Annotated in this window: 20 protein-coding genes; 10 read left to right on the forward strand and 10 right to left on the reverse strand. The window is 37.9% G+C overall.

Annotation, left to right across the window (positions count from 1 at the left end; all coding sequences use genetic code 11):
* Position 1: 1 nt before the first annotated feature.
* From B5X70_RS00490 to B5X70_RS00500, 3 genes are all read right to left on the reverse strand, one after another.
* Positions 2–739, reverse strand: coding sequence for a metal ABC transporter ATP-binding protein (locus tag B5X70_RS00490; protein WP_079555896.1), 738 nt, complete (start codon positions 737–739; stop codon positions 2–4).
* Between the two features lie 12 nt (positions 740–751).
* Complete coding sequence (locus B5X70_RS00495) at positions 752–1,624, reverse strand: metal ABC transporter solute-binding protein, Zn/Mn family (protein ID WP_079555897.1); 873 nt, start codon at positions 1,622–1,624, stop codon at positions 752–754.
* Positions 1,625–1,845: 221 nt separating this feature from the next.
* Positions 1,846–2,274, reverse strand: coding sequence for a Fur family transcriptional regulator (locus B5X70_RS00500; protein WP_079555898.1), 429 nt, complete (start codon positions 2,272–2,274; stop codon positions 1,846–1,848).
* Positions 2,275–2,451: 177 nt separating this feature from the next.
* Between B5X70_RS00500 and B5X70_RS00505 the strand changes: the two genes are divergently transcribed.
* The 5 genes from B5X70_RS00505 (at position 2,452) to B5X70_RS00525 (ending at position 6,472) form a co-directional block, all read left to right on the forward strand.
* A complete protein-coding gene (locus tag B5X70_RS00505) occupies positions 2,452–3,144 on the forward strand; it encodes a hypothetical protein (protein ID WP_088328583.1) in 693 nt (230 codons plus the stop codon).
* Positions 3,145–3,183: 39 nt separating this feature from the next.
* A complete protein-coding gene (locus tag B5X70_RS00510; protein ID WP_143254998.1) occupies positions 3,184–3,567 on the forward strand; it encodes a hypothetical protein in 384 nt (127 codons plus the stop codon).
* Between the two features lie 29 nt (positions 3,568–3,596).
* Positions 3,597–4,763 carry a hypothetical protein gene (locus B5X70_RS00515; protein ID WP_079555901.1) on the forward strand — a complete coding sequence of 389 codons (1,167 nt, stop codon included), beginning with the start codon at positions 3,597–3,599 and terminating at the stop codon, positions 4,761–4,763.
* A 64-nt stretch (positions 4,764–4,827) separates the two neighbouring features.
* The gene (locus tag B5X70_RS00520) at positions 4,828–5,037 is read left to right on the forward strand and encodes a hypothetical protein (RefSeq protein WP_079555902.1); all 210 of its coding nucleotides are present in this window, start codon (positions 4,828–4,830) and stop codon (positions 5,035–5,037) included.
* A gap of 163 nt (positions 5,038–5,200) precedes the next feature.
* Positions 5,201–6,472 carry an IS4 family transposase gene (locus B5X70_RS00525; protein ID WP_079555903.1) on the forward strand — a complete coding sequence of 424 codons (1,272 nt, stop codon included), beginning with the start codon at positions 5,201–5,203 and terminating at the stop codon, positions 6,470–6,472.
* Positions 6,473–6,757: 285 nt separating this feature from the next.
* Here B5X70_RS00525 and B5X70_RS00530 read toward each other — a convergent pair whose 3' ends face one another.
* The 3 genes from B5X70_RS00530 to B5X70_RS00540 are packed head-to-tail and all read right to left on the reverse strand — an operon-like array spanning position 6,758 to position 7,526.
* On the reverse strand, positions 6,758–7,084 hold the full coding sequence (locus B5X70_RS00530; RefSeq protein ID WP_079555904.1) for a type II toxin-antitoxin system RelE/ParE family toxin: 327 nt from the start codon (positions 7,082–7,084) through the stop codon (positions 6,758–6,760).
* Positions 7,074–7,295: a hypothetical protein gene (locus B5X70_RS00535; RefSeq protein WP_079555905.1), complete on the reverse strand. Its 222-nt coding sequence runs from the start codon at positions 7,293–7,295 to the stop codon at positions 7,074–7,076. Before B5X70_RS00535 ends, B5X70_RS00530 begins: the two co-directional genes overlap by 11 nt.
* 12 nt (positions 7,296–7,307) lie before the next feature.
* Positions 7,308–7,526 (reverse strand): hypothetical protein, encoded by a 219-nt coding sequence (locus B5X70_RS00540; protein WP_079555906.1) that lies wholly within the window; start codon positions 7,524–7,526, stop codon positions 7,308–7,310.
* A 252-nt stretch (positions 7,527–7,778) separates the two neighbouring features.
* Between B5X70_RS00540 and B5X70_RS00545 the strand changes: the two genes are divergently transcribed.
* The 4 genes from B5X70_RS00545 (at position 7,779) to B5X70_RS00555 (ending at position 9,483) form a co-directional block, all read left to right on the forward strand.
* Positions 7,779–8,165: an RHS repeat domain-containing protein gene (locus B5X70_RS00545; RefSeq protein WP_079555907.1), complete on the forward strand. Its 387-nt coding sequence runs from the start codon at positions 7,779–7,781 to the stop codon at positions 8,163–8,165.
* A 76-nt stretch (positions 8,166–8,241) separates the two neighbouring features.
* Positions 8,242–8,370, forward strand: coding sequence for a hypothetical protein (locus B5X70_RS18475; RefSeq protein WP_262481293.1), 129 nt, complete (start codon positions 8,242–8,244; stop codon positions 8,368–8,370).
* Between the two features lie 23 nt (positions 8,371–8,393).
* Complete coding sequence (locus B5X70_RS00550) at positions 8,394–8,987, forward strand: polymorphic toxin type 23 domain-containing protein (protein ID WP_079555908.1); 594 nt, start codon at positions 8,394–8,396, stop codon at positions 8,985–8,987.
* A 70-nt stretch (positions 8,988–9,057) separates the two neighbouring features.
* A complete protein-coding gene (locus B5X70_RS00555) occupies positions 9,058–9,483 on the forward strand; it encodes a hypothetical protein (protein ID WP_079555909.1) in 426 nt (141 codons plus the stop codon).
* A 355-nt stretch (positions 9,484–9,838) separates the two neighbouring features.
* Here B5X70_RS00555 and B5X70_RS18000 read toward each other — a convergent pair whose 3' ends face one another.
* The 4 genes from B5X70_RS18000 to B5X70_RS00570 form a co-directional block, all read right to left on the reverse strand.
* Positions 9,839–9,979 (reverse strand): hypothetical protein, encoded by a 141-nt coding sequence (locus B5X70_RS18000; protein WP_157666481.1) that lies wholly within the window; start codon positions 9,977–9,979, stop codon positions 9,839–9,841.
* Positions 9,979–10,212 carry a hypothetical protein gene (locus tag B5X70_RS00560; protein ID WP_143254999.1) on the reverse strand — a complete coding sequence of 78 codons (234 nt, stop codon included), beginning with the start codon at positions 10,210–10,212 and terminating at the stop codon, positions 9,979–9,981. The genes B5X70_RS18000 and B5X70_RS00560 overlap by 1 nt, the downstream gene beginning before the upstream one ends.
* Positions 10,213–11,117: 905 nt before the next feature.
* A complete protein-coding gene (locus B5X70_RS00565; protein WP_079555911.1) occupies positions 11,118–11,453 on the reverse strand; it encodes a type II toxin-antitoxin system RelE/ParE family toxin in 336 nt (111 codons plus the stop codon).
* Positions 11,443–11,643 carry a hypothetical protein gene (locus B5X70_RS00570; protein ID WP_079556206.1) on the reverse strand — a complete coding sequence of 67 codons (201 nt, stop codon included), beginning with the start codon at positions 11,641–11,643 and terminating at the stop codon, positions 11,443–11,445. The genes B5X70_RS00565 and B5X70_RS00570 overlap by 11 nt, the downstream gene beginning before the upstream one ends.
* A gap of 617 nt (positions 11,644–12,260) precedes the next feature.
* On the opposite strand from B5X70_RS00570, the gene B5X70_RS00575 reads away from it, so the two are divergent.
* Positions 12,261–13,814 (forward strand): hypothetical protein, encoded by a 1,554-nt coding sequence (locus B5X70_RS00575; RefSeq protein ID WP_079555912.1) that lies wholly within the window; start codon positions 12,261–12,263, stop codon positions 13,812–13,814.
* Positions 13,815–13,846 lie beyond the last annotated feature (32 nt).

The raw sequence follows: 13,846 nt of genomic DNA on the forward strand, positions 1-13,846 counted from the left end.
TCTAATGATTTTTTAAAACCCTGTGAGGAACATGTCCGTGGGAGATGAGGTCAATTGGACAATCATAAACTTTGAGCAATTCTGTTGTGAGTTGGTTGGACGGGTGATAATGGAGTGTTCCGTTAACGCAGGCAATGGATTTTACCAGTGAGGGAATGGTTCCCACATCGTGGGAAACCAGCACAATGGCCATGTTTTTATTGAGTTTTTTCAGCCATTGATGAAGTTCACTTTCAAAATGCTTATCAACGTATGTGTTTGGTTCATCCAAAACCAAAAGTGCCGGATTGCTTACGATGGCACGGCAAAGCAAAACCTTTTGCAACTGTCCACCCGAAAGCTCCCCAATTGGTTTTTTGTAATATCTCTCCATGCCTGCCTCTGTCAGTAATTTATAGGCAGACTCTTTTTGTGCTTTCGAAAGATGGTGACTCCATGCGCGAATTGGCTTTAAACCGGCTTCCACAACCTCTTTAACCGAAATGGGAAAACTTCGGTCTATTTGTGAGGCCTGTGGCAAATACCCTATGTTAATTTTCCCTCCGGGAAAATCAACTCTTCCGCGAAATGGCTCCAAGATTCCCAGCAAAACCTTCAGCATGGTGGTTTTTCCACCACCATTGGGTCCAATGATTCCAATAAAATCATTTTCCCTTATATCAAGAGATACCCCTTTTAGAACCGGTTCGCCATTGTAGCCTGCGGTGATGTTGTCAAGCCTGGCAAGTAAATTACTCATGTATCAGTTTTTCTATAAATGCTTTCTGAATAGATTCATAATATGCTGCATCGATTCAACCCAATCGTATGCCAAAGGATTGATCTGTGCCACTTTCATGCCTGTTGATTCACTCACCATTTTGGCGTTACGAATATCGTATTCTTCTTGTATGAATATTACAGGGATGGATTTCGCTTTTGCCTGTGAAATGGTTGATGCAAGCATTGCCGGGGAAGGTTCTTTTCCATCCACTTCAATGGATACCTGTTCCAATCCGTAATCACGGGCAAGGTAGGTGAGAGCCGGATGAAAGATCATAAAAGATCGTTGAGTAACACTGGCGGCTACTTGTTCCATCTCGTGGTGTATGGATTCAACACGACTATATAGTTGAGGGTAATTATTGCTGATGGTTTCCGATAATTCGGGATAGGCTTCCATGAGAGCCTCTTTTATATGAGGCAAAAGTTCCAGCATTACTTTTGGCGAAAGCCAGATGTGCGGGTCAACCCCATGGTGGTGGTGATGATGGTGTCCGTGGTCATGTGAATGATCGCAGGTGCCATAAATTGGCTCCACTAAATCCGATAGAGTAAAGAGAGCCATTTCAGGATTTAGCTCCTTTAGCCTTGGTGTCCAGGCTTGTTCATATCCCAAATGACCAATTCCCAGATACAAACGGGAGTCGGAAAGTTTTCTGTATTGTTGCGGGGTAGGAGAGTAGGTGGCATGGCTGGCCCCCGGAGGAATCATAACGTTAACATCCAGAGATTCCCCTGTGAGTTGGTCAATAAAGAACTTTTGTGGTAATATACTCACTGAAACCACATCAGCAGTGCGTTCGGTCTTACATCCGGCCATTAAAAAACCAGCTAATATTATTAAGAGTATTTTATTTTTCATACTTTAATGATTGTTCGTATTTTAATAAATCAGTGACTTTTTTATATAATTAGTTCATCAACTAAATTCCAACTATAAACCATCAACTATCAACCCAGAACTTTAAACATTGAACTTCAATCCCCATCGCTTGCCCCCTAACCTCCTAAAAGTGGAACCCTCATCCCGCACGTATCTTTCATAACTATAAACCATCAACCCAAAACCTTAACCATTAAACCTCAAACCTTCCCATTACAACTCGCACACACCCCTTCAATAATCAGGCTGCTTGATTTCATAACAAATCCCTCAGGAAGATGTTCTGACTGAACCTGAAGGTGCGGCATACAAACCAAACGGTTGCACAATTCACACTGAAAATGCGGATGATTACCGGTTTTGTGATTTCCAGCCAGTTTATATTTTACGGAGTTGGTTCCAACGATAATCTGATGTATCAGTTTCTTTTGCATCAGGGTTTTAATGTTACGGTATAGCGTCACTCTGTCCACTGAATTCATCCGTTGAGTCAGCAATTCCTCCATCTCTTTTTGGGTTAAAGCCATGGCCGGTTGCAAAAGAATATCAAGAATTTGTTGCCGTATTTCGGTAACATTCAGTTTGTTATTTCTTAGTATGCTGTTGATATAGTCTAAATTTGCAACCATGTTGCAAATTTACTGAAAGTTTTCGAAAGCGGATGTGTTTTTTAGAATGATTTTAAATTGAAGTTTTGTTCTTTGGAATAAACAACAAATTAGATTTTGCGATAATGTTTTGCTTGATTGAATATTTTAATATTTTTGTGTATAAGATGATATTGTTTAACCCTGACTGACTGCCATATGAAACTAAAAATAAGCTCTCTAATAATAACCACCCTCATCCTGCTCCTCATGGGAACCGGTTGCAAAGAGAGTACATATACTACCGTGGTAGAAGGAGTGGTTATAAACACCGGTAGCCGTCAGGGTATAGATAGCGTATTGGTAACTCTACAGGACGGTGTGAGCGGCACGGCTGGTGGCTTTAATCTGGATATGAACACATCATCGGGAAAAAAGAATCAGGTTTACACCGATGCCAACGGTGCGTTTCGTGTGGAGCTTACAGGTGAGCATCGCCCCTGGCTCAACGTGGGTAAGAAGGGGTATGCATTCTATCTTAGCGACCGTGAGAATGTTATGGGTTCACAGCTTTCTTTCCCCACTGGGTACACAGGGGATGTTGTAATTGAGATGAGTGCGGAGGCAAGTTTTGCACCAGTTCTTTTCAGCAAAGAAGCAACTGGGGGTGATGTGGTTCGGTTTAACGATCTTCCTTATGAAAAGCTTGATACTTTAAGTGATATTAATAAGTTTATAAGAACATTTAATGGCGTGGGTCCATTTGCTCCCTATCGAAATGGAGTATGGAGTATTGGTGACAAATATCGCAGGTACTACATAGAGCTAAATCGTGACAATACGTTTCATTCTCGCATCGACAGCGTCTATATCAAAGCGTTCGAGACATATCGGGATACCATATATTACTAATTCTGCCGTGTTTATCCCGGCAATAGCACTACCATTGCCATGAAACAGATACTAATCGCACTAACCATAACCACCCTCATCCTGCTCCTCATGGGAACCGGTTGCAAAGAGAGTACATATACTACCGTGGTAGAAGGAGTGGTAATAAACACCGGTAGCCGTCAGGGAATAGATAGCGTATTGGTAACTCTACAGGACGGTGTGAGCGGCACGGCTGGCGGCTTTAATCTGGAAATGAACACATCATCGGGAAAAAAGAATCAGGTTTACACCGATGCTAATGGAGTGGATTTGGCCGAAATGAATAAACTTTTACTTCAGAAAATTGAGGAGCTAACGCTGTATGTGATTGATCACCAGAAAGCACTACTTGAACAACAGAATGAAATCAATAACTTAAAAGAGTTATTGAATAGTTTTTAATTCCTAACATTAGAAAACTCCAAGCTTTTATGAAAACACATATTGTAAATTTCTTATTAGTAGCATCATGGCTCATTATCCAGGCTATGTTACTCCCAATTACAGCTCAAACGGTTAATCTTAATGGCATTTCAGTCACTATAGATGATATTCCCTTAAGCTGGAAGGGACTTAATGTTAATGTCGATAACGAATTAAAATCAACGAACCAGGGCATAAAGGAACATCCAGTAGTATTTAAATCCAGTAATGGCAAGTTTCTGGCTAAGGCTACAAATGTTGAGGTTCTTGACCCTGAGATATTGAAATCTTCAACCGGTTCTGATAAGGCTGTAAGTAAAATTGAATTATTTACCGATGACGGCGTTTTGATATACAGCAAAGAGTTAGATTACAAGGTGTTAAGAGCGTCAATTAGCGATGACGGTAAATACTCCCATGTCATGATCTACGAATATACCTATCTTAGTGAAAATGATTATTCAGAATTAAAAGTTCTTGATTCAAAAGGGAACCAGCTAAAATCTGTTCCTGATGTGGGGAACTATGCTGCAACAAATGACAATGGAGTGTATTATCTAAAAAATGAAAAAGATAATGACCAGATACGTTTTTTTGGATATTTCAATATGGAAAATAACACTTCATGGGAACAACCGGTTGATATACAATCCTCTCTGTCTTCTGTTTCTCAGGATGGAAGTCATGTAGCACTAACTTCAACTAATTATCCCGGGCTGCAATCATTTAATTCAGCGGGTACGTTATTGTGGAGCAATCCAGAAATTTTAGGTGGAAATTGGGATACTGCTTTGTCCCCAAATGGCAATTATTTGTTGTTTAGAAAAGGTAGAGAGAGATATATAATATTTGATAATTTGACTGGAGATTTCATAAGTTCAATCAGGCCATTTGAAGTAAATGGTGAACTTATGAACTTCAGAACAGGATGTTTTATTGATAATTCTGAAGATAGAATTTTGAATAGCTCAACAGTTCGCATAAATGGAGAAATCAGAACAGTATTAAGTGAGCACAATCTCCGCGGGGAGCTTATTCGAAAAGCTATTGTTCAAAGCACGGTTATAGGGTATAGGTTAAGTGCTGTGTTAAATAATGATAACACCATAAGTGTGTTTCTGGATGGATTAGAAGATGTCCGGTTAAACAGCGAATTTGAAACATTCTCTTTTTAAATATAGTCCGACAATTACTGATTTTTATTTCCTAAACTCCCATTTCCCAAATTCCAGGTAATCTATGAAAGGTATAATAGTATATATTTTGGTTTTGAGTTTGTTCCTCATGAATATTGGATTGAATGCTCAAAACGCACGTAACCCAATCACCAACAATTCGACATCTGTCAATAATTATATTAGCAGTTCATATGGCCCCCGACTGATGCCTCCTAAAAAAGGTTCAAAATTTCATCCATCTATAGATTTCACCGTTCGCGCCGATTTGTAATCATAAGTGGTCGAAAGATTTTATAACCATTTTAAGTATAAAAAATGAAAACAAAAAACTAGGCCACTTTATCAACAGAAAATGTTGTATAAAGTTGATAACTAACGCATTAAATTAGTGATTATTTTAAACTACATCTGTAATTTTGCAAAAAAGATGTAGAATGGCATTATTTAAAGATCATAAGGTTAGAATTCAGAAAATCCTAGAACTGATCCCTGAGGATTTACTATTTAGGTTAGCTAAAGACACTAAAGTTGATTATTGCGCTAAGGTTCTATTCGGAGAAAGAATCTTTAACTTGTTGTTATATGGTATTTTAACAACAGAAAGGACAAGTCAGCGTGTATTAGAAGATCTCTTTGAAAGTGATCTATTCAAAACAATGTTCTCTTATGCATCAGATATGAAAATCTCCAGGAGTTCAATTTCAACACGCCTTTCGGTAATTGACTCCGATTTTTTTCGATTGGCATATGAGCAAATCTACCTTGAATTTTCTAAATATTTCTCTCCCAGTGAACAACAAAAATATAAAGTTATCCGAGTTGACAGCAGTATGGTGGCTGAAACGTGCAATAAACTTACACAGGGCTTATCACCAGGGAATGCGAGAACTAATGGAGGGGAAAAAGTTAAGCAGGTAAAGTTAACTATGGCTTTTGATGGATTAACTGCATGTAATGTTAAACTATTTACAGATCCTCAATATACTAGTGAAGATATTGCCATACCGGAATTGATCCTCAATGATGCAAGCAAAACAGATTCCCACCTTAATATCTATACCTTTGACAGAGGTGTGGCTGCAACAAAAGCTTTTGCTAATTTCAATACAAAGGACATCCGATTTGTTGGACGCTTAAAAACCAACCGGCGTTTTCATATCGTAGAGTCAGAAGAACTCTCTGAAAATCAAAAAGATTTAGATGAACTCTACTTATTAAGTAGTCAGGTAGTAAATTTAAGTGGTAAGTGTGCTTTTGACTATGACCAATGCTATCGGCTTATAATTGCTAAACGCAAAATAAAAAAAGAAGAGCATCTTCCCGGGAAAAAGGCAAGCAAACGAAAAACGGAAGATGTTTTTTACTTTATTACCAACGACTTAGAACTCGAACCAAAGGAAATAGCTGAAATATATAAACAGAGATGGGAAATAGAAGTGTTCTTTAGATTTATAAAACAAGAACTCAATGCAAGTCATTTTATCTCAGTAAGTGAAAATGGAATAAAGGTGGTTTTGTATATGACATTGATAGCTTCAATGCTTTTGCTTTTGTATAAAAAACAAAATGGATTAGGTTATAAAACTGCAAAACGTAGATTTACAATAGAACTATGGCAAACTTTAGTGGCAGTTATTGTTAAAGAATGTGGAGGGAATCCAGAGCTTATGAAGAAGGAATATTTCAGTCGCTTTTCAGTTCCATAAAAAATAAGATAGAATAGCTCCATTGATTCCACAATCATAAAATAAAATGGAAAAATGACAAACTTAACCTAAAATTGATCTTTCGACCACTCATGATTTGTAATCGGGGCAAAATCAAAGTCCGGATTAGCAATGAACCGTTGAAATGTAGTGCAAGTGTATTTAAAATTGACAGTGTCTAACTTCGCTCCTCGGCAACGGTGAGAATTAATGGTGAAAAGGACACGAGGAACAAACTCGCGCCAACGGAGAATAAAATTTAAAGCCTCGGGAGACCGGGCATTTTTATGGAATAAGTTTAATAAGTTCCAGAATTTCTTTATCGGTAAGGTTTTCAATGTCCGATTTGTCGTAAATGGAGATAAGGTAAACGGTATCATCTTTAAATACAAAATGGGTAATAACCCTTGCCCCGGTGCTTTTACCTTTGCCCTTGCTGGCGATGGCAAGGCGTATTTTATAGCAGTTATGACCAATGGAAGCGCCTTTTCCGGGTTCTTCCTTTAGTCCTTTTATGAGTTCCTGAATTTCCTTTTTGAGCGATGGAAATTTTTTCATCAGGCGTTTGGCCTGGCGTTCAAAAACGGATATGGATTTAACATTAAAGCTCATTGAGAAAATCTTCGGCGTTACGGGCTTGTTTCTTGCCCTCTTTAATCAGCTTCATTTCTTCAACAGCTTCAGCCAGCTCGGTCATGAACAGTTTTTTGTTCCTTAAACGTTCCAGTTCGTCAAGGTCTTTTTGTATTTGTTCCCAGTCCTTCAGGGGAAGGAGTACCGCGCTTTTATGCCCTTTGGTATCAGTAATATATTGCAAATTCATAGCTTCATTTTTTTAATAAGTATCTCTTTCCCATTCATTGCGCATTTGGGTTAGTTCTTTTTGCATTTCTTCCGTTCTTTCTTTCGACAGGCATCCGGCGAAACGTTCCGAGAGTTTTTGTTTAGACGTTGTGGTTTTATCGTCTATAACCCGAAGGACGTGCATGCTTTTCAGGTTATGCAGAAAAGTTAATGCTATATCATTTTTTATCTCTACAGTTATAGTTCTCATTATTCTGTGGCTATTATAGTTTCAATGAATCAGTTCATTAAAGAATTATAATAATCTAAGGCAAAGATACGAAATGCACCAGATTTATGTTAGTATCTCACAATAGTTTTGACCATCTGGAAGATGTATTAGTCAAATGACTTTAACTCGACGGAAAAAACCACCCATGCCAAAATCCCTACTCCAAAAACTTCACTATATTTACTATGTCATTTCCGAAACGTCGGAGTGCAAAATGGCCTGTCAGCCATCATGGATTACTCCAATGGTCAGGAAAATCTATACTATACCTATTCCGATTACCAGGGCAACCTGTTGGCAGTGGCCAACGAAGCAGGGCAGGTAGTAGAACGCTACGCCTACGACCCGTGGGGCGCACGTCGCAACCCGAGTGATTGGTCACAACCCGACAACCGCACCAGCCTGCTGTTCTCACGTGGCTACACCATGCACGAACATCTGGACGATTTCGGCCTGATTAACATGAATGGCCGGATGTATGATCCGCTCATGGCTCAATTCCTGAGTCCCGACCCGTTTATTCAGGCTCCGGGGAATTGGTTTAATTATAACAGGTATGCGTATTGTTATAATAATCCGCTGATTTATACGGACCCGAGTGGGGAGTTCTTTAAATAATTTGGTCGTTGGGCTGAAAAACAATGGTATGGTGCTTGGGATGGGCTAAATCAGTTTGCCCGATGGGCCGATAAAAATGGAATTCCATCAGGTGGTTTTGGCGTTGGTTATCAAGGAGGTTATGGCTATGGATATGCAGACATTGGATACGTTAGCGCATATGCAGAATATGGTGGAGAGGGAAATGGATGGGGTTATAATGTAGGCTCATCAATTCCTGTGGGTGAGATGGAATTTGGATTTGGATTTGGACGAGGTTCTGGATATAGTGAATTTAGTATGGGTGGTAGCGTTAAATATAAAGGATGGGGGCTTGGGATGTATTCTACTCAATATACAGGTGTTCATGCGCAGAGAGTTGGAGGTGTTCAGGCTTTTGCCCCAGGTGGTAGCCTACGCATTGAAAACGACTTTTGGCCTGTATTGGGTGATAAATATGATAGATTGAGAACATCGGCTGCAGAACTAGAAATTGGTGGGTTATTAATTGGGAAATCGGTATATACAAATAGCCCAGATAGGAACGCCGACCGTGACGAGTCATATTTTAGCAGGTTTTATCGCAAGTTTGGCCTTCTTGCAAGACCCGAAGCAGGCACCTATGCTGATGGCCGGGTTTACTCCAGTCCTGCTTGGGTTGGGGTACGTCATGGAAAACATTTTGTCTCAAGAGCAGGTATCAATCATCCTGCTGTGCAAGATATTTTCCAAAATGGAGTACATTTAATAAAATCAGGTTCGCCACTTTTTATAACTCCTTACGGTGTATATAATGAACCTTGGGGCTTTTCAGGTTATTATAATCCTTATTCATTATATTAAACAAATTATGCGGTATTTAATATTTCTACTTTTGTTATGCTTTTTGTATTCCTGCGCCAATTATCGCGAGATGCGAAGCATTACCCGGGACTTCCCCCGAGAGTATAATGGTATAGATACTCTGATAAGAATTGATGGTTATTATTTTGGGCTTTGCGATGATTATTTGTGCCGACCCTTTATTATAACAGATAGGAATGAGTTTAAAGGTAGGCTTGGAAAATATTATTCACACAACCAGATTGTTGCTGGGTTTCACGAATTTTATTCTAAAATGCGAACAGGGAATTATAATGTAGTTAATGATACAATAACTGTAAATACGGTTGCGCAATATGGCCCATGGTCTTTCGATATATTAAAATATGTTTTCGTAATACATAATAGCACCACACTTGAACGAATTTATTCTTCGAATGTACGTAATGATACCATTGTTAATAAAGATAGGATAATGTTTTTATTTTATCCTTTTGATGCTGATTGGCTTAAGTAAACTAGATGTTAATTAGGTGGTTTAGCACACCCCGCTCGGCGAAGTTTTCAACTTCGTTGAATCTTAACCGGCAGTTTTTAGCTGCCATTGACTTCGTCGATTTTCAATTCTTGGTATACCAAGCGTTTGCTCGGCTCTGTCGCTTGGTTAACCAAGGAATTTGCATCAAACTGGGTGTTTGTATTTACTTGTTTTTTCCTGCCAGATTTTTGGGTTACGGTCAGTACTGATTACAGCTAAAACTTCAACCGTATTATTATCATCGTTAATATAGAAATGAACCATGTATGGGAATTTCTTAACCAACACACAACGTATTTCTTTGTAACGGATGGCGTAAATATGAGGGGCTTTACTAAGAGAGTTTATATGCTAGATTGCTGTTTTCTGAAACCTTTTGCCAAGTCCTGCCTGTGCTTCTTTGTACCAATCTGTAATTTCCTGTATGTCGGCAAGCAAGGGCTTCAGGTTCAATTTTTATTTTGTACTTTTTCATCAGGCTTTCAGTGTTTTTTTTGCTTCGTCCCAATCCAAAAGCCTGCCGGGGTCTTTGCGCACCTTGTCAAAACGTTCCATTACCAGTTTTTGGTGGGCTTCCGGTATATCAATGCTTTTATTTTCTTTCTTTAAAGCATAATTGAGCATGTTTTTTATCGCATGAATCAGATCGACATCGTTTACCTGCTTAAACTGCTCTATAATAATCGCTTTTTCGGCTTGAATGTTCATGTTATTCATTTAGGTTTAACAACTACATTTCTTAGAATATTGCATTTTAAAAGAAATGCCTTTTCGCCCTTTGCATCTGGGTCTTCTATATGCTTTTTAAGTGCTAAATCCATGTTGAATCCAAGCCATTGATGATAACAGCTGCTTCAACAGGAGGTCTTATCCCGCTTTTTTCGTTCATCCCATTCACAGGAGCAGAAATTCCGACTTCTTTTAAAGTAGAGTCGTCCTGTACTTTTTCTCCTTTTAGTATCCCCGAACATCATAAATGTATTCTTAATACTATAAATTGTATTTACAAAAATACAAAAAAAATGGGTTTAAGTAAACATCAGCATCCTAAGGCAAATTACCAAATTGGTAGTTAAAGACAAAAGCTCCCATACGATACAAATCTAAAGGCGAGGTTTTCAACTTCGTCGAATTTCATCCGGTAGTTTGCTGCTCGTTTCTGCCGCTTGTTTTACCAATACAGCCGAGCGGTCGAGCTGCAAAATATGTTATGTTTTAGTTATTATAGGCTTGAAACTATGGAGAAAACAGTGAGGAAGCAACAAACTTTGCTGAACAGAGAAAACTACGGAGAGTGAAGGGCTTAAATGAACTTATATGCATTAAATTGAGTCGTTCCTACAGAAATCAAAAACTCTTTAAGTTTGCATTTTAACCGGATTAAAATCCGGCTTTATAAAATTAGACGTTCCTACTGAACTCCAAAAACTTCACTATATTTACTATGCCATTTCCGAAACGTCGGAATGCAAAATGGCCTGGCTGCCATCTCTTTCATTTAAGAAAGAGGGATATGAAACAAATACTAAGAAGTACAAATCTTGTTGTACAGATGGGGTAGTAATTAACTTAAAGAAGAAATAAGAATAAAAGCCCGACAAGTTTGGGCTTTTTTACTTTATAAGCCCCGCTTTTTTAAGTAGTTCCATAATTTGTTCTTTTGTGATATTTTCGAGTTGACTCTTGTCGTAAATGTAAACCAGATAAACCTCGTTGTCTTCGGTTACAAGATAGTTGATAACCCTTGCTCCACCGGATTTGCCTTTACCTTTTGAGGTAATTGCCATACGTATTTTATGAATGCCGTGACCAAGGTTTAAACCGGAATCCGGTTGTTTCTTCAGGATTTTGGTAAGTCCCTGTAAATCGGCTTTTAAAGAAGTATGTTTTTTAGCAAGCTTCTTGAAAAACTTTTTAAAATCGGGGGTTGGGTATACGCTATAACTCATTTAAGAAATCTTCAGCCGATTGTTTTTCAATTTTACCTTCCTGCATCAATTTTACCTGGTTCAGGCTGCCTTGAAGTTCGCTCAGTGCTTTTTTATCAACTTCCGGCACTTCCACGTAATCCAGTGTTTTAATGAATTTTAAAAAGGTATCGAATTTATTATCTTTTATATTTAAAGTAAGTTGTTTCATCAGAAAAGTATTTAATGTTTGATTCATTGCTTGTATGTCGGCAATTATCATGTTCTGAATCTGATAATTAACCTTACATCAAAAATAGTAAAGAATTTATTTATCATCAAGCTATTTACCACGTTTAAGCCAGTTTTTTTACGATCAAAGTTTTCCCTTTGATGAGAAACGCAGTTCGATGTGGTATATATTAAAACATGCTGGATGTTTACCAATACAGCCGAGCGGTCGAGCTGCAAAATATGTTATGTTTTAGTTATTATAGCCTTGAAACTATGGAGACAACAGTGAGGAAGCAACAAACTTTGCTGAACAGAGAAAACTACGGAGAGTGAAGGGCTTAAATGAACTTATATGCATTAAATTGAGTCGTTCCTACAGAAATCAAAAACTCTTTAAGTTTGCATTTTAACCGGATTAAAATCCGGCTTTATAAAATTAAACGTTCCTACGGAACATAAGAAAATTGCATTATATAGTGTTTTTAAGAGCCGTATGCTCGCATCTGTTTTCTAAGAATGGATTTTAATCCATCTTTGTGCAGAATGATAATCCGGACTTTTTGTATATTTGAGATGCTCATTTCGGGCAGATTCTCAAAATGTAAATATATAAATATGTCATCAAATTACTTAAGCCGATCCCATTATGGATATTTTTCCACCATTGTCTGCTTCCTTTTTTTCGTTTTATATTTAATATTCCCCGTTTACAGCAGCACATTGGATGCATATAGCTATGCGACCCAAATAAAAGAAGGACGTGATTTATTTCTGCATCATCATCTGCTTTATAACCTGATTGGTTGGTATTGGGTAAAGTTAGCATCCTTGCTTGGCATCGGTGATGTGCTTTCTGCATTAATAATAATGAATGCTGTATGTGCTTTCCTGTCTCTCTATATTTTGGATATTTTCCTAAAACAATCAAATGTCAATTTGATTAATCGAATTGCCTGGTTGATTTTTGTAGGTGCTTCCTGGGGTGTTATGCGTTTTGCAACAGAAAATGAGACATACCTGATGCCAATTGTTGCTTCCATGGCTGCCAGTCTGGCTCTGAATACCTACCTGAAAACAGGACAGGTCAAAATGGTTTGGGTTGCCGGTTTTCTGGCGGCTTTTGCCGCATTAATTCACCAAATTCACTTCTTTTGGTGGCTTGGTTTGTTTGGTGGCTTGTTCTACTACAAGCGATTAAACCGGATTTTGTTATATTATTTTATTCCGGCTTTGATGGTTCCCATGGTTTATGCTCTGGTAATGGTTTGGGAGTATGATATAAGTCTAACAATTAATTCTTTCTTTGAGTTTATTTTACATGATTATTATAACTATTCACGGGTTAACACAGAAATGGGGTGGATTAATTTTATTCTGACACCCATAAGTTTTATAAGGACTTTTGTTCAGGTGCACGGATATATTCCAAATTTATTGACGTTGAGTTCAATGTATTTGTTTGGAATGGTAGTAGGGCTAACTGTTTTAATTATTGGCTTTTTTTATGCTTTAAAGAGCTTTCGGTTTAAGTTCCGAGATTTGTTTGGCACAGTGGTTTTGACTCATTTATTTGTTTTTACACTTCATCTGACTTTTGCTTTCATTTCTCATGGTAATGCTGAGTTTATGGTAATGCTGCCGTTTCTGCTAGCAATGATATTTGGCCCAATTGCTGTAAATAATAGGTTTGATATTTTAAAAATTGGTTTTGGGGTGTTAATCTGGAACCTTACCGTTGGGATAGTTCCTTTGAATAAATATTTTAAGGAAAGTGAATTCATGGTGAGCAATCATATTATATCAAACATAGATAATGATAATCCGCCTCTGTATTTAGTTGTTGACCATTGGTTAATTATTGGCAGAGTGGCATATTCCACAGGCGAACATGTTGAAAACATCATAAACGGAATGCAAATGGATGAGAGTGATTTAGCCTTAGATGATATTATAGTTAATGCTTTAATAGAAGGCCGTGAGGTTTATACCGATTGTTTAAATCGACCTTCAATTTACTCACGCAGAGCTTTCGTATATGGCCTGGATGATTCCCCGTATGAACAGTTTTTGCATGAAAGAGTCGATTCAATCTCTACTCTTTATGGGAAATATTATTTAACTAAGTTGACATTGCCTACTTCTTTTAAGTCTGGAAGTCTATCTAAGTAGTAACAATATTTCTTCGAAACGGGGTGATTAAT

Source organism: Alkalitalea saponilacus, from assembly GCF_900168165.1.
In the GTDB taxonomy this organism is placed as follows: Bacteria; Bacteroidota; Bacteroidia; order Bacteroidales; family Marinilabiliaceae; genus Natronoflexus; species Natronoflexus saponilacus.